This window comes from Candidatus Borrarchaeum sp. (genome assembly GCF_019058535.1).
GTDB lineage: Archaea > Asgardarchaeota > Sifarchaeia > Borrarchaeales > Borrarchaeaceae > Borrarchaeum > Borrarchaeum weybense.
The window spans coordinates 1-18,757 of the sequence record NZ_JAHPYX010000215.1; the positions used below are offsets into that span (position 1 = coordinate 1).

21 protein-coding genes and 1 pseudogene are annotated in these 18,757 nt (G+C 39.7%); 14 read left to right on the plus strand and 8 right to left on the minus strand.

What is annotated here, in order from left to right; translation table 11 throughout:
- From QVB70_RS13170 to QVB70_RS13180, 3 genes are all read left to right on the plus strand, one after another.
- On the plus strand, nucleotides 1-1,234 hold a 1,234-nt coding region (locus tag QVB70_RS13170; RefSeq protein WP_287587073.1), incomplete at its 5' end, for a hypothetical protein.
- Nucleotides 1,235-1,345: 111 nt separating this feature from the next.
- On the plus strand, nucleotides 1,346-2,431 hold the full coding sequence (locus tag QVB70_RS13175; RefSeq protein WP_287587075.1) for an LLM class flavin-dependent oxidoreductase: 1,086 nt from the start codon (nucleotides 1,346-1,348) through the stop codon (nucleotides 2,429-2,431).
- A 73-nt stretch (nucleotides 2,432-2,504) separates the two neighbouring features.
- The gene (locus QVB70_RS13180; protein WP_287587078.1) at nucleotides 2,505-2,750 is read left to right on the plus strand and encodes a hypothetical protein; all 246 of its coding nucleotides are present in this window, start codon (nucleotides 2,505-2,507) and stop codon (nucleotides 2,748-2,750) included.
- Between the two features lie 79 nt (nucleotides 2,751-2,829).
- Here the strand turns inward: QVB70_RS13180 and QVB70_RS13185 are convergent, their stop codons facing one another.
- From QVB70_RS13185 to QVB70_RS13190, 3 genes and pseudogenes are all read right to left on the minus strand, one after another.
- Nucleotides 2,830-3,678, minus strand: a complete 849-nt coding sequence (locus QVB70_RS13185) for a 3-hydroxybutyryl-CoA dehydrogenase (protein ID WP_342766572.1) — start codon at nucleotides 3,676-3,678, stop codon at nucleotides 2,830-2,832.
- Between the two features lie 99 nt (nucleotides 3,679-3,777).
- A pseudogene (locus tag QVB70_RS18485) lies at nucleotides 3,778-4,128 on the minus strand (Zn-ribbon domain-containing OB-fold protein); the annotation flags it as partial.
- 292 nt (nucleotides 4,129-4,420) lie between these two features.
- Nucleotides 4,421-4,984 (minus strand): peroxiredoxin, encoded by a 564-nt coding sequence (locus tag QVB70_RS13190; protein ID WP_287587082.1) that lies wholly within the window; start codon nucleotides 4,982-4,984, stop codon nucleotides 4,421-4,423.
- A 506-nt stretch (nucleotides 4,985-5,490) separates the two neighbouring features.
- Between QVB70_RS13190 and QVB70_RS13195 the strand changes: the two genes are divergently transcribed.
- Entirely contained in the window at nucleotides 5,491-5,952 is a 462-nt protein-coding gene (locus QVB70_RS13195) for a Fur family transcriptional regulator (RefSeq protein WP_287587085.1), read from the plus strand.
- Nucleotides 5,953-6,049: 97 nt separating this feature from the next.
- Here the strand turns inward: QVB70_RS13195 and QVB70_RS13200 are convergent, their stop codons facing one another.
- The 4 genes from QVB70_RS13200 to QVB70_RS13215 form a co-directional block, all read right to left on the minus strand.
- Nucleotides 6,050-7,300, minus strand: coding sequence for a beta-ketoacyl synthase N-terminal-like domain-containing protein (locus tag QVB70_RS13200; protein WP_287587087.1), 1,251 nt, complete (start codon nucleotides 7,298-7,300; stop codon nucleotides 6,050-6,052).
- A 39-nt stretch (nucleotides 7,301-7,339) separates the two neighbouring features.
- Nucleotides 7,340-8,125, minus strand: a complete 786-nt coding sequence (locus tag QVB70_RS13205) for an enoyl-CoA hydratase-related protein (protein ID WP_342766571.1) — start codon at nucleotides 8,123-8,125, stop codon at nucleotides 7,340-7,342.
- A 166-nt stretch (nucleotides 8,126-8,291) separates the two neighbouring features.
- A complete protein-coding gene (locus tag QVB70_RS13210; protein WP_287587094.1) occupies nucleotides 8,292-8,498 on the minus strand; it encodes a hypothetical protein in 207 nt (68 codons plus the stop codon).
- A gap of 394 nt (nucleotides 8,499-8,892) precedes the next feature.
- Complete coding sequence (locus QVB70_RS13215; protein WP_287587096.1) at nucleotides 8,893-10,353, minus strand: 4-hydroxyphenylacetate 3-hydroxylase family protein; 1,461 nt, start codon at nucleotides 10,351-10,353, stop codon at nucleotides 8,893-8,895.
- A 199-nt stretch (nucleotides 10,354-10,552) separates the two neighbouring features.
- Between QVB70_RS13215 and QVB70_RS13220 the strand changes: the two genes are divergently transcribed.
- Complete coding sequence (locus tag QVB70_RS13220; protein WP_287587098.1) at nucleotides 10,553-11,323, plus strand: 3-oxoacyl-ACP reductase family protein; 771 nt, start codon at nucleotides 10,553-10,555, stop codon at nucleotides 11,321-11,323.
- A 65-nt stretch (nucleotides 11,324-11,388) separates the two neighbouring features.
- Nucleotides 11,389-12,159 carry an SDR family NAD(P)-dependent oxidoreductase gene (locus tag QVB70_RS13225; RefSeq protein WP_287587100.1) on the plus strand — a complete coding sequence of 257 codons (771 nt, stop codon included), beginning with the start codon at nucleotides 11,389-11,391 and terminating at the stop codon, nucleotides 12,157-12,159.
- A 45-nt stretch (nucleotides 12,160-12,204) separates the two neighbouring features.
- On the opposite strand, the gene QVB70_RS13230 is transcribed toward QVB70_RS13225, so the two are convergent.
- Nucleotides 12,205-12,684, minus strand: coding sequence for a peroxiredoxin (locus QVB70_RS13230; protein WP_287587102.1), 480 nt, complete (start codon nucleotides 12,682-12,684; stop codon nucleotides 12,205-12,207).
- A 130-nt stretch (nucleotides 12,685-12,814) separates the two neighbouring features.
- On the opposite strand from QVB70_RS13230, the gene QVB70_RS13235 reads away from it, so the two are divergent.
- The 8 genes from QVB70_RS13235 to QVB70_RS13270 form a co-directional block, all read left to right on the plus strand.
- On the plus strand, nucleotides 12,815-13,816 hold the full coding sequence (locus tag QVB70_RS13235; RefSeq protein ID WP_287587103.1) for an NAD(P)-dependent oxidoreductase: 1,002 nt from the start codon (nucleotides 12,815-12,817) through the stop codon (nucleotides 13,814-13,816).
- A gap of 137 nt (nucleotides 13,817-13,953) precedes the next feature.
- Nucleotides 13,954-14,226 (plus strand): 4Fe-4S dicluster-binding protein, encoded by a 273-nt coding sequence (locus QVB70_RS13240; protein WP_287587104.1) that lies wholly within the window; start codon nucleotides 13,954-13,956, stop codon nucleotides 14,224-14,226.
- Complete coding sequence (gene porA / locus QVB70_RS13245; protein WP_287587105.1) at nucleotides 14,223-15,434, plus strand: hypothetical protein; 1,212 nt, start codon at nucleotides 14,223-14,225, stop codon at nucleotides 15,432-15,434. The genes QVB70_RS13240 and porA overlap by 4 nt, the downstream gene beginning before the upstream one ends.
- 3 nt (nucleotides 15,435-15,437) lie before the next feature.
- On the plus strand, nucleotides 15,438-16,358 hold the full coding sequence (locus QVB70_RS13250) for a thiamine pyrophosphate-dependent enzyme (RefSeq protein ID WP_287587107.1): 921 nt from the start codon (nucleotides 15,438-15,440) through the stop codon (nucleotides 16,356-16,358).
- On the plus strand, nucleotides 16,355-16,933 hold the full coding sequence (locus tag QVB70_RS13255; protein ID WP_287587108.1) for a 2-oxoacid:acceptor oxidoreductase family protein: 579 nt from the start codon (nucleotides 16,355-16,357) through the stop codon (nucleotides 16,931-16,933). The genes QVB70_RS13250 and QVB70_RS13255 overlap by 4 nt, the downstream gene beginning before the upstream one ends.
- 198 nt (nucleotides 16,934-17,131) lie before the next feature.
- Nucleotides 17,132-17,683, plus strand: a complete 552-nt coding sequence (locus tag QVB70_RS13260) for an L-2-amino-thiazoline-4-carboxylic acid hydrolase (RefSeq protein WP_287587109.1) — start codon at nucleotides 17,132-17,134, stop codon at nucleotides 17,681-17,683.
- 29 nt (nucleotides 17,684-17,712) lie between these two features.
- Nucleotides 17,713-18,273 carry a hypothetical protein gene (locus QVB70_RS13265; protein ID WP_287587110.1) on the plus strand — a complete coding sequence of 187 codons (561 nt, stop codon included), beginning with the start codon at nucleotides 17,713-17,715 and terminating at the stop codon, nucleotides 18,271-18,273.
- 142 nt (nucleotides 18,274-18,415) lie between these two features.
- Nucleotides 18,416-18,757: rhomboid family intramembrane serine protease (locus tag QVB70_RS13270; protein WP_287587111.1), on the plus strand; the 342-nt coding region annotated here is incomplete at its 3' end.

Below are 18,757 nucleotides of genomic sequence, written 5' to 3' on the forward strand. Positions count from 1 at the left end.
ACGCCTTCAACTTGAAAGACAAAAAGGGAGACCTCTGGATAGCTTAAGAGGCTTTGTTGCGATTAAACGTAATATTGATGCAACCATCTTCACTTTGAAATTGTTGTTTGTTATCAGCATTCTAGTGCTAATCATCTACCTTGTTTACGTTTATATGATTTTCACTAATGTAGATGTCAATTTAGCTCAGTGGGTAGCTTATGGAGGGCTGGGGTTGGCATTAGTATGCTTCGGAGGAGCACTTCTAGTGCAAAGTGTACAAATGGACATTACCTCAGTGACAGGACTTTCTGATTTCTATAGACCCTCTGCACATGAATTATTTGTAGATAACTTTTTTGGTGACGTTTTTCAAGGCCATTTAGATCCAGTAGTTTATTTAAAATGGGATGAATTTACTGAAGAAGTCAGGAAAAGCCTAAAACCCGGTTTCATAAACTCAATACTGGCAGAAGAACCTGACGAAATACCGGTAAAGTTTGCTATTGAGAAACTGCTTTACTTGCACTATTTGGAATATAGCGGTGTTTTAGACCATAAAGAAGTCTTGAGAGAATTAGAAGAGTTCCTTGATCTTAATTCAGGGTTTTATCATCCTGACCAAGGTGTTAAGATCGGCGGAAGACGCTATTTTCATTGGAACGACATTTTCAAGATATTTGACTTAATTGAAAGTTATAGTCCAGCATTTTTTGATATTGTAGATAGATTACAGCTTGAATTAATGGACAATATTACAATCGTTGCGGACGATCCTGTTTATATGGATGTTTCAGCTAGTGAAGTATGCAGAAAGGACGATGAATGTAATTTGTTTTTGATGATCTATAACAACGCACCCGAAACGAAAGACTACTTTGTACGAATCATCTCACCAGGCTTTGAACCTAACGAATTGAAGGTAAAAGTACCTGTAGAAGGACGTGGCAACTTTGAGATTCCTAAAAAACCAATTGCGCTTACTGATGAATCTGATGAGGATGTTGTGTACATACTTGCTACAATGATTAAAAATGCTGATTCTCTATGGGTAACGTTTGAGCCACGAGATATTGGTATTCAGACAGTGCAGGTTTTCCTCGAGGACGCTGAGGGCAGAATTATTGAAGGAAAGACTATGGCCATTGACATTATAAGAAATATTGAGCATCTCCTTAAAAGATTTACTTCCTTCGGTTCAATGGCCGGTGGGGCTGCGAGTCCTCTCTTAAGACTGATTGGGTTCGATTTTTAATTCATCAGCAATAATAGACTTTTTGTCTAAAAATTCCCTTTTATTTTTTAGTGAAGGGCAACTGATGTAAACTTAATCACAACGTAGGCCATGCACTTAGGGGTTAAAAAAATGCACGTTTCAGACAATATAAAATTTGGTATCTGCCCTAATCTTTATCCAATTGATGTGATCTACGAAAGTGCGCTGTATGCTGATAATAATGGCTTTGCCTCTGTTATGATGGGTGACCATCTTATTGCTATTGGGATTAAACGTTTTGATTGCCTCGAAGCATGGAATACTTTATCTGCCTTAGCTGTAAAAACAAAAAAGGTGAAGTTAGGCACTTGTGTTACCGATCCTCATCGACGACCTCCGGCAGTATTAGCACAAACTGTAACCACACTTGATATCATTAGTAATGGAAGAGCAATATTAGGTATTGGACCCGGCGAAGCAATGAACTTAGATCCTTATGGTGTAACTTGGAAGCGACCGGTATCGCGAATGCAAGAATCTCTTAAAATAATTAAGAGCTTATGGACAAAGGAGATGACAGACTATAACGGGGACTTCTTTAGCCTTCAAGAAGCCATATTTGAGCCAAAGCCAATTCAACAACCACATCCTCCCATTTGGATAGCCGCTAACTCACCAAGAACTATGAAGATAACAGGTGAATTGGCTGATGGATGGTTTCCACTCAATATTTCACCTGAAGCCTACAAAGAGAAACTTACATTCATTAGAAAACATGCAAAAGATGCTGGACGATCTCCTGAAGATATTGAACCCGCCCTGTTCATGTATACGCTTGTTGCACCAACTTCTGATGAGGCTATTGAAAGATTTGAACTGCCTGCAAAAATGCTTTTGGCGTTTTTTCCACGACTGCTTAAAGAGAAGTTTGGCTATACGTTACCTAACGAGAAATTCAATGCAGCAAAGTTCATTGTTACGCCTTCTAATGTTAAAGAACTCCTAAGCCAAGTGAAAGACATTCCTATGGAAGCGGTTGAAAAATTTTTTGTTTTCGGTTCACCTGACGAGTGTATCGAAGGAATTGAAAAATTCAAAAAAGCAGGAACTAGGCATTTTGCCTTGGCTTTGCTTGTTCCTCCATCAAAATTGATGCCTACATTAAAAATGTATCGTGAAAAAGTCATAGCTTATTTCAAAGAATCAACAACGTCATCACTATCGTCTATTCCTTAGACTTGTTCTTCATTTTTATAATTAAAGTGATATATACGAAAGGTGGTAAATTAGAGAAATTGTGGTGAATATTATGAAAAAAGTTGGCGTTGTAGATAAATTCTATTCTAAGATAAGCGTGGCCTTAGTTACGCTTAGTGATACTTTGGCTGTAGATGATAAGATAAAAATTAAAGGGGCGACGACTGATTTTGAACAGGTTGTTAAGAGTATGCAGATTGAACATGAATCAATTAATTCTGCAACAAAAGGTCAGATGATAGGATTGAAAGTTGAAAATAGGGTACGACCTCATGATGAGGTGTTTATTGTAGAATAGCCTGTATCAAAATTTTAAGTTCATTTTTTTAAATTGACTTTTTTGTAGTTTCATCAAAAAAATAGGACCAAAAAATCGGTCATTTCGAGTAATCGTAGAATCCTCTTCCAGTTTTTCGCCCTAATCGACCAGCTCGTACCATCTTTCGAAGCAGTGGGCACGCTTTATATTTTGGATCTCCGAATTCTTCATAAAGATAGTCAAGAATCGCTAGTACGACATCTAATCCTATAAAGTCAGCGAGTGTGAGAGGACCCATTGGATGATTCAATCCAAGTTTCATCGCTGTATCGATTCCTTCGGCGCTAGAAACTCCCTCTTGAAAAGCAATTATAGCCTCATTGATCATGGGAGTTAGTATTCTATTGACGACGAACCCTGGTGCTTCATTAACAAGAACTACAGTCTTATCGAGTTTTTTCACGAATGTTTGCACAGTTTCATATGTTTCATCTGAAGTGCTAAATCCTCGAATTAATTCGACTAACTTCATTATAGGCGCTGGGTTGAAGAAGTGTACACCAACTACATTAGCTGGTCTTTTTGTTGCAGAAGCTATCTCTGTTATGCTCAATGAAGACGTATTGCTGCCGATAATCGCTTCAGGTTTACATATATTGTCAAGATCGCTAAAGATCTTCTTCTTAAGATCCATGTTTTCTGGTGCAGCTTCAATGACGATATCTGCATCTTTTACCGCATTTAAATCTAATGAGCCTTCAATTCTTCCCATTATTGAATCTGCTTGTACTTGTGAAATTTTCCCTTTATCAGCACTTCTTGTAACGAATTTCTTGATAGTATTCAGGCCTTTTTGAAGAAACTCATCTGCAACATCTGTCACGACAACATTAAACCCATTCTCTGCCGCAACTTGGGCAATTCCCGCTCCCATAGTTCCTGCACCAATAACAGCGACCTTCTTTATAACAAAATCTTCCTCAACCTCTTTTTCAACTTCTTCGAGCCCTGTTCCAACCTCAAAGGCTAAGGCCATCCCAGATTTCGTGGGCATAAATCTTGCGGTCACAGATTTACCAATTTCGACAGTTTCTGGTTTCGATTGCTCTATTCCGAGAAGAACTGCACTAATTGATGCCCCCTCATCTAATTTTACGACACAATAAGCGTAAGGATGCTTCATATCATAGCCTTTTTGACAATATTCTGAAGTACCTACATAAATATTCGTGAATGATTCAACTTTTCCTTTCCCAGCAAGTTCTTGCCATTTGGTATCGGTACTTTGGCACTTTGAACATATTTGTCGTGGCGGTAAATCAATATTACCACAATTCTTACACTTTGTCCCCATGAGTTTCTTTTCATTCAAAAACTCGTGATAAGATGCCATTGAAATTTCTTTTTCAGCAGTCATTTTTTCCACCTACCTTCGATAAATATGAACATATAAGTGTATACATTCATCGCCCAACTACTTAATATGAAGATTTTCATTAGTGAGTTAATGGTAAAGTGACTAGAATTACTTCTATTTTACTTGAGTTTAAAAAGTATTGGCCCGATTCGATCGACAGACGGTTTACAAGTTAATAGTTAATACAAAACAAAGTTTGAGGGGAAAAGGGGGCTACCCTCTGTCTCTCGAACCATTTGCGCTTTCTAGATTCGAGATCATCCTTATCCCTCAGATATTATTGGTTATCACTTTAAAGTTTTCCTGCTAGGTCTATACCGGGTGTTAAACCAGGTTCTCCTTCCTTCCATCCGGCAGGAGCAACTTGTCCGGTTTTTTTATGGAATTGTATGGCCTTGAGAACTCGGATAACTTCGTCCGTATTGCGTGCTATGGGTTCATTGTATATACTGAGCGCTTGTATCATTCCCTCTGGATCGATCCAGAAGATTGCACGAAGAGCAAATTTTCTGTCCTCGTCGTAAACCCCGTATAGTCTGCTTATTTCACCGTCTGGGTCAGCTAGCATCGGATAGGTAACTTTCTTGACTGTCGGAGAAACATCGGTCCAGACCTTATGTGAAAACACTGTATCCATGCTGATTGAAAGCACTTCTGCATTGAGTTCTTTAATTTCATTGTATTGATCGGCTACAGCGCCTAATTCGGTGGGTCAGATGAAGGTAAAATCGGCAGGATAGAACCAGAGAAGAACCCACTTACCGAGGTAGTCCGCGAGGCTAACTTCTTTGATTTCATTGTCAATGTATGCTTGCGTCTTAAAGTCAGGTGCTGGCTTTCCAACAATTGCCTCCATTTTTTTCACCTTTTTGGCTGAAACCGTATCTATATAGGCTTTAAGTCTAATTGTATGCTCTAAAAAAGCAAATTCTTATTTTTAAAGAGCAAACAGACCCCCGCACTGGTCTGACTTTTGAAGCACTTTTAATACAATTTCTGCCATAATGAAAATGATTATCAATATCATTAACTATATAAAATTAACGGATTCAATTCTAAAAGGCCCATCCATCTAATTCAGAAATTCTTCAAAGACGAGTAATCATCATAAAGAGGCTTAAAAAGCATAGAATTATGCACATAAAGGCAGTTCAAATGGCTCCCGAAAGCACAAGTGGTCTAGCGCACATTTTTCTAAGAGTGCAACAGTGCTCAATATTGAAGACAACTGGTAACTCGATGAGGGCTTACGGTTCGATAATTTCTGATAGCATAAAAAAAACGAAAATTCACTCGTAAACCGCTACCATACATTCTTAAGAGTAATAGAGTTTATTATCTTTCAGAGTGAGGAAAATGCAATTGCAGAAAAGAAAAAAGGATTTAAATCTCATAATATCTGAGTCTCACTTAAAAGAAAAACTTAAGGAAAGAAATCTACGTTTAACGAAAGCACGAAAAATTATCCTTGAAGAAGTAAAAAAGGCACGGTCTCATCCAAGTGCGTATGATATTTGTGTAAAAGTTAGAGAGCGGTTTCCGAACATCGGAATTGCTACGGTCTATCGTAATTTGAAGCTTTTTAAAGAATTAGGCCTTATTTTTGAGTTAGAATATACTGGGGAACAAGGTAGGTTCGATAGTGGTTCTCCAGATCATTCTCATTTTATTTGTGAGAGGTGTGGAGAGGTTTTCGACCTTGAAGATCCCATTGATAAAACACTTGAGGAAACATTTGAAAAACGTATTGGTGCAAAATTTACACACCATAGAGTAGAATTCTATGGACTTTGCAAAGCATGCAGGTCTACTAAGCGCGCATAGACATTGATTTTTCCAATTTTTTCTCTTTAAGATATACTAAATTCTTTCATTACAAATAACTAAGCAAGAAAGCACCACCGCTTTAGCGTGAGGTAGTTCACCTTTTATAGATGTGAACAACTGCAGTGCTTCCGGATCCTCCTACATTATGTGTCAATCCAATTTCAACGTTTGATACCTGACGTTCCCCAGCTTCATCACGTAATTGCTTAAATATCTCAACAGTTTGTGCAACTCCGCTAGCACCAACCGGATGTCCCTTACTCTTGAGCCCACCTGATGTATTGATAGGCAGATCGCCGTCTAAGGCGGTTCTTCCTTCCAAAGTTACTCTTCCTCCAGTTCCTTTCTCAAAAAAGCCCAGATCTTCTATTGCCAGAATCTCAGCGATAGTGAAACAATCGTGTACTTCAGCAATTTTGATATCCTGAGGTCCAAGACCAGCCATTTGATAAGCCTGTTGACTTGCTACCCTAGCAGCTCTCAGAGAGGTCATAGTATCTCGATCATCTAAAGAAAATGCATCACTACCCTGACCACTACCTATTACCCAGATAGGTGTATCTGTATACTTTTTAGCTACCTCTTCAGATGCTAAAAAGACACATGCCGCCCCGTCTGTGATCAATGAGCAATCAAACAATCGTAATGGATATGCAATCATAGGATTTGAACTACTTTTCAGAAATTCATATTCATCAGCCCAACTTGGAACAGTTTGACCCTTTTGTTTTGCTCTTTCAATGCGTTTGTTCATGATGTCCGTGATGGTGTTTTGCATTTGCGCCTTTGGATTAAGCGCACCGTTTGCATGGTTCTTAATTGATACTGCCATTAATTGTTCCTCTGTTGTACCGAACTTTGCCATATGTGCTGTGGCCATAGTTGCATATAGACCAGGGAACGTAGCTCCAGCTAAAACTTCTGAGTGCGTGTCGCTTGCTGCTGCTAAGGCATCTGTCACTTCAGTCGTCGTCAAGTTTGTCATCTTTTCTGTGCCACCGATACATACAATATCGTATTCACCAGAGGCAATAGCTAGAACACCAAGTCTTAAGGCTACACCACTACTGGCACATGCATCTTCGATCCTCATTGCAGCCTTTGGAGTGAGTCCAACTAGATCCGCCATAAGCGGAGCAGTATGCGTCTGTTTTTCGAAAAGGTCAGATGAATAATTGCCTAAAAAGAGGGCTTCAACGTCCTTCACATCAATGTCATTATCCACTGATTTTTTTGAGTCCAAAAAAGCTTCTACCCAAAGTTCTCGGTTCGTCTTTCTATCAAATCTACCAAATTTACTCATTCCTGCTCCAATAACTGCTACATTTCGAAAAAGTTTTCCCATGTTGTTTCCCTCATAAAAAATCGAATTTTCTGTTACACATCAATTTCCTGCAAAGTTTGGTTTTCTCTTATCAAATAGTGCTTGAATTCCTTCTCTGAGGTCTTCGGTCTCAAAACATTTCTTTTCTGCTTCGAGTTCATGTTTGTATCCTTCTTCAATATTTCCTTCAAAAGAAACATTTGTAGCTGCTTTTGCTAATTGCACCGCAATAGGTGCGTTGTTTGCTATTTTTTCTGCGATCTTGTTAGCCGACGGGATTAATTCGTCGAAAGTTACAACCTTATTAACCAGCCCTAGACGTTCTGCATCTTTTGCCGAAATATGATTTCCCGTCAAAATAAGTTCTTTTGCTCTTCCTAGTCCTATCACTTTTGGCAGTCTTTGTGTTGCGCCCCAGCCAGGTATGAGTCCTACTCCAACTTCAGGAGTTCCTAATTTTGCATTCTCAGAAGCAATCCTAATATCACAAGCGAGGGCTAACTCTAAACCGCCACCAAGAGCGAATCCATTAATCGCCGCAATGAAAGGTTTTTTCATAGTCTCAATTTTTCGCATAAGCATTTGTCCTTTTTCGATAAATTGTGCAAATTCCTCTTTGGTGGAGTTTTTAATTCCAGCCAAATCTGCACCAGTACAAAAGGCTCTCTCTCCTTCACCTGTTATTATTACAACTTTTACTCTCCCATCGTTCCCTATTTCGTCTAGCAAATTGTCAAATTTGTCTATCACATCTTTATTAAAAGCATTGAGAGCATTTGGCCTATTAATCGTAATAATTCCTATTTTATCTACCGCTTCATATTTCAGTGAGTTCAATATAATCACCTATCACGCTTGTATAGAACTTTGATAACTTTCTTAACTTCACCTCATGTGCCTTTATTTAATAAAAGTTTGATGTAGAACTATCCCCTCAAATGAAACTTAAAATAGCTTTTTCTCATAGACACAAAATGTTTGTGATTTCGTTAAAAAAAAGAAAAGATGATTGTTACATCCTACCTTTTAGGAAGAATAGAATCGAATTAAGTAAGCCAGCTATTGTGCCGCCGTAAAAGCCTGGTTCGAACCACCATTCATAATAACTGTATGCAGCCGCAAATGCTGCACCGCCTATAAGCGTAATAATAAAAGATACCCCATCTTGAAAAGTTTGCTGGCAGAAACTGAGAAAGTATAGTCTCAGGCCACAACTCATTCACGCATATCACAATTTGTCCCAGCAGAAGTAACATAGCAAGAATAATCGCCGTTCTATCAACTGCGGTTGCATATTCACAGGTTAAGCAGGAATAACGGTACCCTTTATAATAGCCTGTTAAATAAAATCCTGCAAAACGCGTAAAGGTAACAAGAATAAATCCTATTATACTCAGTACAAGAATAATTAACGAATACATCCTTTGTGACGCAAATCCTAAATTTGAGTTCGAGTCTGACAAATTTAATCCTCCCTAAGACTTCTGAATTAAAAATATATGTATCTATTTGCTAATATAAAAAAATTGGTATAGGCTAGATTCTGATGCTTATTGTTAAAGAATGTATTAAACGGAAAAAAGAACTATGACCAAGCAAAACGCCAAGTCGACTCACTCTTTGAATTCTGGAAATGCTTCAAATGGTTCGATGCCCGCAAGTACTTTTGCGATTTTCTTTCGTGTTTCCCAATCGTATCCTCTATTAATTGTGATTCGTTGCGCTTCTGGTGATCCACCGCCATGGCATGATGCAACCATGAGCCAGCCTGCGAATCCATGAGCCGTTAAGTCTTCCACTAGTTTGAATGCTTTCATTCTGTCTTCAGAAGGAATTTCTGCTTTTCCTTTCATGTATTTTTCGAGGTCAGGGCGTGTTTCAGGGTTTTCAAAGTCTGCGCCTGAGGGACAGGTAACCGCAAATCCTCCGGCGATATCATGGACGCGATAAATCTCTTCGTATATGTGAGTTCCCGCGATATACTTGCCAATATTGACATAAGTAATATCAGGGATATATGTGCCAGGCCCCATTGGTTTACCTCTGACTGACCCTGTAATTCCGCATGCATACATCTGTTCTGCTGTGCATGCTAAATCTGTAAGTTTTCCTTGTATGTGAGATGCATGGTCTACGCCATTATATTCTGCAATTAATGCTGCAGTTCCTGAGAGCATGTCCGTGACCGCTGGCTTGCAACCACAGTAGGAATGTCGATGATAAACCCCAAATCCCTCGGCTACTTGACCTGCGAGCTCCCACTCTCCTGCCATAAACACGCGATTCCATGGGACAAATACATCCTGCAAGATTGTTAAAGTCTCTGTAACACCCCATCTTTGTCCGAAGGGACGGTCCATTTTACTTGTTCTTTTTGGAACAGTTGAACGTGCAATGAATTTCATGCCCTCAGCATCCACAGGTAACGCAAATGCAACGGCATAATCTTTATCTTCTTTTCTCATTGCGCGTGTAGGCAAGAAAATTATATCATTGGCAGGAATAGCCGCAGTGGTGTGGCATTTGGCTCCTCTAACGGTGATCCCTTCGTCATTTCTATCAACAATTCGAACATAAAGGTCTGGGTCTGCTTGATCTGCGGGTCTTAACTTTCTATCGCCCTTTACATCCGTCATCGCCCCTGTGGCACAAACATCCTCTTTTTGAAACCATTTCATATATTCAATGAAATTATCATAATAATTTGTTCCATATTTCTTGTCAGAAAGCCAAGTTGTTATTGACAGCGTGTTAAGGGCATCTATGGCCATACATCTTTGAATGCAACAGCAATATCGTGCGTATAATCTAGTCATTTGGACTTTTTTCACTAAATCCTCGTTCGATTGCTGTATGTGAGTGAACCGATTAATTTTTTCACCAGTGAGATGTGATGTGGCGGTTGTCAGATGTTCATATCTTGGATCTCGTGCTAATTCGTAGGTGAACGCTAATACATCGATTTGAGGCTTGAGTAGTGGATGATTTATGCGATCTTCTATTTTTTCACCAAACATGTAAATCTCAGGTTTCTGTTTTTTTAGGCTTTCAATATACTCTCCTTTTGTTTTCAAAGTCTTGCCTCCAAAATATGTAGGTGAACTAGTTTAGAAGATGCGATTAAAAAACCTATTCTTTCGGTCAAATATGAGCATAGCTGTTGCTTGAGCTATGTTTTTTTATACAAAGAGGCACAAAAGAACCTTGCAGTTAGTCTTGTTGTTGTAGTTTAACCCTCAAACGATATTTGTAATTGATTACCGAGGTGTCTCTATGAGTGAAAGGCTCAAAGATAAAATTGCGATTGTTACAGGGAGTTCAACAGGAATTGGTAAGGCGATTGCATTAGCTTTTGCTAAAGAAGGTGCGATAGTGGTTACAAATTCGAGAAAATTGGAAAGAGCAGAAACTACAGCCAAAGAAATCAGAATTATGGGACGACAAGCACATACTATTGAAGCAGATCTCACAAAAACGTCTGATATAGATTATCTTATTGATACAACAATTGAAAAGTTAGACAGAATTGATATTCTCGTAAATAATGCCGGAATTGCGATGATTTCGCCAACTGAGGATCTTTCAGAGCATGACTGGGATCGAGCCGTAACTATTGATCTCAAAGCAACCTTTCTTTGTTCTCAAAAAGCGGCTAAACGCGCTATGATACCTCAAAAACGCGGTGTGATCATTAACATCAGCTCAATTTTGGGCAACGTTGGTTTGCCCATGCGGGCTGCTTATTGTGCTGCAAAAGCAGGGGTAAATGCGCTTACTCAGGTTATGGGTAGTGAATGGGCTAAATATAATATACGGGTAGTTGCTATTGGACCTGGCTATATATTGACTGAGATGGAGCAGCAATCGCTTGACAAAGGTGATTATACTACTGAACATATTCTTAATCGGGTGCCTATGAAACGGTATGGTAAACTTGAGGAGGTAGCAAACACTGCGGTATTTTTGGCTTCAGATGATGCCAGTTACATTACAGGAGAAATAGTTTACGTAGATGGTGCCATGAGCGCAACTGGTGGGTGGTAACAACACTAACTGACTTATAGTTTAATATTTACACGATACATTTGATTGATGGATGGTGTGTTTCAGTGAGTGAGAAACTCAAAGATAAAATAGCGATTGTTACGGGAAGTTCATTAGGAATTGGTAAGGCGATTGCATTAGCTTTTGCCAAACAAGGTGCAATTGTAGTTACAAATTCAAGAAAATTAGAAAGAGCAGAAGTCACAGCCAGTGAAATCAGGCATCTGGGACGACAAGCACATGCTATTGAAGCAGATCTTACAAAATCGACCGATGTAGACCATTTAATCGATACAACTATTGAGCATTTCGGGAGGATTGATATCCTTGTAAATAATGCTGGAATCGCGATGATTGTGCCGACAGAAGACCTTTCAGAGCATGACTGGGATCGTGCAATAGATATCGACCTTAAGGCGACTTTTCTGTGCTCGCAGAAGGCTGCTAAGCGTGCTATGATTCCGCAAAGGAGTGGTGTTATCATCAACATCAGCTCGATCCTAGCCAAAACCGCCTTACCTATGCGTGCCGCTTATTGTGCCTCAAAAGCTGGAGTAATGGCACTCACTCAAGTTATGGGATGTGAATGGGCAAAATACAGAATCCGCGTTGTTGCAATCGGTCCCGGTTATATATTGACGGAGTTAGTACAACAGTCGATTGATACCGGTGTCTTTAATGCTGAAACTCTTATCGATAGGACACCGATGAAACGCCTTGGTAAGCTTGACGAAATTGCGAATTTGGCAGTATTTTTAGCTTCTGATGATGCGGGTTACATTACAGGAGAGATAATATATGTAGACGGCGGTATGACAGCAACTGGAGGCTGGTAAAGTCTTTTCCTCTTAGAAAAAAAGGAAAATACTCACATCTAATTCTTAAGCCAAATTCTCTAAAGATTTTTCGATTTCTTCGTAAGGGGGCTCAATTTTTGGATTCTCTGATACCCATGTGTATCTTACAATCCCTTCTTTGTCAATAACAAAGACGGCACGCATTGCAACTGTATATCCTTTGAGCCCTGCAAAGTCTTTAGATTCAAGACCATAAAGTCGTGTTACTTCTCTATTATAATCATTTAGCAAAGGAAATTCGAGTAAGTTTGCCCCTGCAAAAGCCCTGTTCGTGAAGGGATCATTTACACTTATTCCGAGAACTTGAGCGTTAAGATCGTTAAATCTTGATAGAGAATCTTGAAAGGTACAGAGAGATTTTTGACAGGTTGACGTAAATGCTCCTGGGTAAAAGTATAAAACAACATTTTTGCCACGAAAACCACTTAATCTTTGAGGTTTTAACTCGGTGTCGGGTAGAGTGAAATCAGGAGCTTCCTGATCAACTTTTATTTTAGGATTCATTTATTTTAAAACCCCTCGCAGATTACTGTTAATAACTCGTTTAGTTAAACTATAAAGACGTTTCCAAATGGGAAAAAGTATTCTTTTTAAATGAGAAAAAAGCATGCGTTTACTAATTCAGGTGATCAATATGAAGATGGTCTTTTATGAAGTTGAGCCGTGGCAAGAAGAGTACTTGCAAAAAACCCTTGAAGGACATGAGTTATATTTCTACGAAAATTGCCTTAGTTCTCCTGATGTCGTAGAAGTCGATGAAGTTGGCGATGCAGAGGTTCTCTCTACGATGGGAAGAGGACACCATCCGAACAAAGCGGCTTTGGATCGTTTTTCGAATCTCAAATTTATAGCACTCAGATGTACCGGATTCGATCATGTCGACCTAAAAGAATGTAAGAGACGTAATATACCCGTGAGTAATGTTCCAGCCTACGGTGATAATACAGTAGCTGAGCAAGGATTTTGTTTATTATTGGCATTGATGCGGCGATTCCCTCAATATAATTCAATGGTTGCTGCTGAAGATTTCTCTGTTGGGCCGATAGGATTTGATCTGAAAGGGAAGACTCTAGGAATAGTTGGTGCTGGTCGTATCGGACTCTATGCTATCAAAATCGGACGCGGATTTGGAATGGACGTACTTGCATATGATATTATCTTTAATGATTTTGCTCGCGAAACGCTTGGATACGAATATGTATCTCTTGAAGAACTGTTGAAAAACTCGGATGTAATCTCTCTGCATGCACCATACAATAAATACACACATCATATGATCAACAAGGACAACATTAGACTGATTAAACCAGGTGCTGTCCTTGTTAATACGGCCCGTGGTGCAATTATAGAGCTTGGAGCTCTCAAACAGGCATTGGAAGAAGGAATCTTTGGTGGAGCGGCTTTAGATGTTATTGAAGGAGAGGAATTGCTTTTAAAAGATCGAACACAACTTTCTCAAGAGGAAACAGAGATTTTGGAACAAGTTTTGAGCATTGTGCGGCGCGACAATGTTGTTTTCACTCCGCATATCGCTTACTATACAAAAGAGGCGGCGGAAAGAATTCTAGACACAACGATTGCTAATATAAAAGCGTTTGTAGAAGGACATCCCCAAAATGTGGTTTCAAAAACATAAGAACGCGAATATTATCTTATCTCATACGTCAGAACTCCTCTAGATACAAAACTTATTTAAAATCACTTTGTAAAGGTAGAGCATACTTTACTATTCTTTTTGTCCTATGATTTTATGTTTCATCAAAGGTGAATAAAGTGGAAAAACTCCGTCCGACCCCTGGTGCCGTAGTCCCATCTGGAACATCTGACCAGTATATTAAAACAGGGACGTGGCGTTTTGAGAGACCTGTTATAGACAATAAAAAATGCATCCGATGTCTTCTGTGCTGGATTTTTTGTCCCGATGCATCAATTGTGCAGAATGAAGATGGCACACTTGACGTCTTACTTGATTATTGTAAAGGTTGTGGAATTTGTGCACATGAATGTCCTGTAGAGGCAATTAAGATGGAGGAAGAAGAAAGATGACGAAAGTTCAAGAAGAGCAAATGATTCAAGAGCTAACAATGACTGGGGCAACAGCTGCTGCGATAGGTGCAATACTGTCTCGTGTAGAGGTAGTCTCAGCATATCCAATCACTCCGATGACACATGCTTTGGAATACATAGCTAAAGTAATTGCTGACGGTGAACTAAATGCTGAAATGCTTACAGTTGAAAGCGAGCATTCCGCAATGGCTGCATGCATAACTGCGTCTCTATCAGGTGCGCGAACCTTCACGGGCACAAGTTCCCAAGGTCTATTTTTGATGCATGAGATGCTTCATTGGGCTGGTGGGTCTCGTGTCCCTATTGTAGCGCTTGTAGGAAACAGGGCGGTGTGTGTGCCTTGGTGCTTGAATGTAGACCATCAGGACTCAATGAGTCAACGAGATACAGGATGGATGCAATTTTACGTTGAGAATAATCAGGAGGTTCTAGATACAGTTATCCAAGCGTATCGTATTGCAGAAGATAAGAACATATTACTTCCTGCTATGGTCTGCCTTGATGGCTTTATTCTTACTCACACCAGAGAAAGGGTTTTCGTTCCCACTCAAAGGAAAGTTGACGATTTTTTGCCCCCATACGACAGTGGAGTATTTAAGATCGATGCTGACAATCCCTTATCTCAAAATGTAGTAGCGTTAACGAGTTCTTATCAAGAATTTCGTTATCTTCAACAGAGAGCTATGGAAAATGCTAAGAAATTAATCAAACAAGTGAATGACGAGTTTGCTGAGGAATTTGGACGTTCTTGGGGAGGTCTCATCAATATTTATCCACAGGATGCCGATTTCGAGACTGCTGTTGTTGCAATGGGTACAGCAGCAAGCACAGCCAGGACTGCTGTCAAGGAACTCAGATCTGAAGGCAAAGATGTGGGATTAATTAAACTACGCGTATTTCGTCCGTTTCCAGATGAAGAATTACAAAAAATATGTTCTGGGATGAATGCTCTTGCGGTTATTGATCGAAATTGTTCTTTTGGCGCGCAAGGAATTGCATATAACCAAATCCGTTCAAGCCTGTATGATTTAAAGGAACGTCCCTTAGTGTTGGGTCATATCGCTGGTCTCGGAGGTCGTGATATTTCTGTAAATGATATTAAAAAGATATTAACTGATGCTATTGAAGTCGGAAAAACTGGTGAGCCCCCAAAAACTGTTGAATGGGTCAATTTAAAGGAGATCTAAAAAATGCCGTCACAACAGATTCCCATACGAGATATTCCCTATGATATTGAACTTTTGACAAGAGGACATCGTGCATGCCCAGGCTGTGGAATGGCTATTGCGTGTCGTCAAGCCCTGAAGATATTAGGTAAAAATACAGTATGTATGTTATCAGCTGGATGCTTTGCGAGTTGTACTGCTGGTCCGTTTCCTACCTCAAGTATTGGAACCCCTGCAATTTTTGGCTCCTTTGGAAGTACTGGCGCGGCTCTTTCAGGTATTGAGGCTGCTTTGAGAATAAAGGGGCGAAATAAGGACTTCAACATTGTCGCCATAGCTGGTGATGGAGGAACCGCTGATATCGGGTATCAGTCACTCTCAGCAGCTATCGATCGGGGGCATAATATCATCTATATTTGTTACGATAATGAAGCCTATATGAACACAGGAATTCAGAAAAGTGGCTCAACGCCTTATGGTGCCTGGACTACCACAACACCTGTTGGAAGATTGATAAAAGGAAAGCAACAACCAAAGAAGCCGCTTGCACAACTGTTTGCAACAAATGGTGCATATTATTCTGCAACAGCATCAATTGCTTACGTTTCTGATTGGGTTGGCAAGGTCAAGCGCGCAATTGAGGTTACACAAGCAGGGTTAGGACCCGCATTTCTTCACATTCCGGCTGAATGCCCCACAGGATGGCGATATCCTTCAGAACACACAGTTGAATTGGCTCGACTTGCGGTTCTGACTGGATGGTGGGCACTTTACGAGATCGAGCATGGTGAATTTAAACTCAATTTCCGTCCTAAGAACAGAGAACCTGTTGAAGCATATCTTCGTCCACAAGGACGATTTAGACATTTTACAGCAGAAGATATTGCTAAAATACAGGAACGGATTGATAAAGACTGGGAAGTACTGGAGAGTGACATGATTTGAGCTGGAACTATAAGAATGATGTAACTGAGATAATTCTTTTTGGTCGAGGCGGAATGGGCGTAGTAACAGGTACGGAACTATTAACAGAAGCAGCAGCTCACGAAGACAAGTATGGTCAAAGTTTTCCCCTTTTTGGATTAGAACGTCGAGGTGCTCCTTTCCGAGCATATGTGAGACTTAGTAATGAACCAATTTATGTTCGGACAGAAATTCATCAACCAGACATTGTTATTGTTATGGATCAAACACTATTGAAATTACTGGATGTTACCGAAGGTTTGGATTCTCAGAATGGAACACTAATCATTAATAGCACACATTCTCCTTCTGAACTTAGATCAGAATACGGTTTCCAATGTAAAGTAGCAACAGTAGATGCAGATCATATTGCTATGAAAGAATTCGGACGTCGTATAACAAATACGCCAATGATTGGAGCTTTTTGCCGAGTAAGTGGATTAGTACAACTTACATCAGTATTTAAAGCAGTATCTACCCTTTTTGGTGAATCTGCTATTACAGAAAAAAATATCAATGCCATAACAGAAGCATACCACTCAGTTGTGATGGAATAAGTGTTTCTAAATCTTTACCTCTTCTTCTTAAGTTTTGTTTGTCCCGTTCAGAGCGATCGGATCTTTAGTTTCCAGTTTTGATACGTGGATCTACCTTTCACAACTTTACAATACCCTTTTTTGTAATAAGTTAACTATTTATTTTTGTAATAATATATACCCCCACATTATTTTACATCTCAAAAAAGGTGACGATGAATGGCTGAAGAATTATTGGAGAAAATCCCACCTGAAAAGCGTTGGGCAATAACTGCCAAACTTCTCACTTCATTACACGTGATACAAGGTGAAAAAAACACTGCGCCAATCATAGGGAAAGGAGAGAATATTAATTCACCAGTTAAGGGTGCGGAAACGTGGACAGAGATAAATACAAAGATATTTGGCGGATTCTTTAAGTGGTGGTGGCCAAGGATTCAAGAAATGTTCAACATACCAGTAGAGAACGCCGTAGATGCCGCTAAATTTGCAAACGTCACGGCGCCATTGCAGTCAGGACCTGAATGGGAGTTTGAGTATCCTGAAGTAACCAGAGAAAGAACTGTACTCAAGGTGGCCAAATGTCCGTGGTGGGAGAGATATACGGAATATGAGGTACGTCCTGAATTTATCCCTTGTCTCCCAACCTGTGAAGTAGAGATTGGAGAGGGAATTAAGGCAGTTAATCCTAAGATGACTCACGAACTCACGAAGGCAAGACCAAGAGGCGATTCCTACTGTGAATGGGTCTACGAGCTTAAAGACGAGTAAACATTCAGAAATCTAAACAGGTGACATGAATGGCTGAAGAATTATTGGAGAAAATCCCACCTGAGAAGTGTTGGGAGATAACTCGTGATATACTCGTCAAATTTATAGTTTTGAGAGGGGATAAAATTATCGCGCCTGTTTTAGGTTTGAGTGAAGGAATCATCGCGCCTGTCTTGGGCGCGGAAAAGTGGGATGAGATAAACGATAAGGTATATGGTGAAGGCGGTAAGCAACTTTATACTTGGGTTAAAAAAACTTTTAATATACCAGTAGAGGATGCAATAGGAGCGTTTAAATTAGTCTACGTTGTTGAATCACTACTGTCTGCTGGCCCATTCACGAGCGAGGATTATGAAATAGTCGAGGCAACCCCAGAAAGAGTAGTATTCAGATGGCATAACTGTTGCTGGTGGGAGGCGTATGAAGAGTTTGGTGTACATTCTGAGCATAGAGCTTGCGACGCAGCCGATCAAAAACATCAGGAAGAGGGTCTCAAGGCTGTTAATCCTAAGGCAACTTACAAGCTCACGAAGACTCGACAAGAAGGATATCCCTATTGCGAATGGATCATCGAGTTAAAGGAAGAATAAATGATTAATCCTATCTCTTTCATAAATCTCTTTAGCTAAAATTGATTTTAAGGAAAAAATTAAAGTGCATTTTAGTTTGTTGCCTTATATTTATTGAAAAAGTTAAAAGCAGTGTAAATATTCTAAAACGAGGATGATCAAAGTGGAAAACTACAAACTCTCGTTAACAGATATTCTCATTGTCATCAATTCCATCATCTACGTAATCCTTGGAGTGCTTGGTGGAAATATCCTTATACTTCCCATTTCTCTGTTAGCCCAATGGGGTCAATGGAATCGTGCGGTTCTTGAATTCGGTGCTTATTGGCAACTTTTCAGCTCTATTTTCATTCACGCAAATATCCTTCACATTGGGGCTAACATGTTCTTTCTATGGATCTATGGAAAACGTGCTGAGGAACTCTTTGCTTCTTATTCATTTCTGGCTATCTATCTCATTGGTGGTCTCCTTGGTAGTCTATTTACGTTATTGCTACCTCTAGAT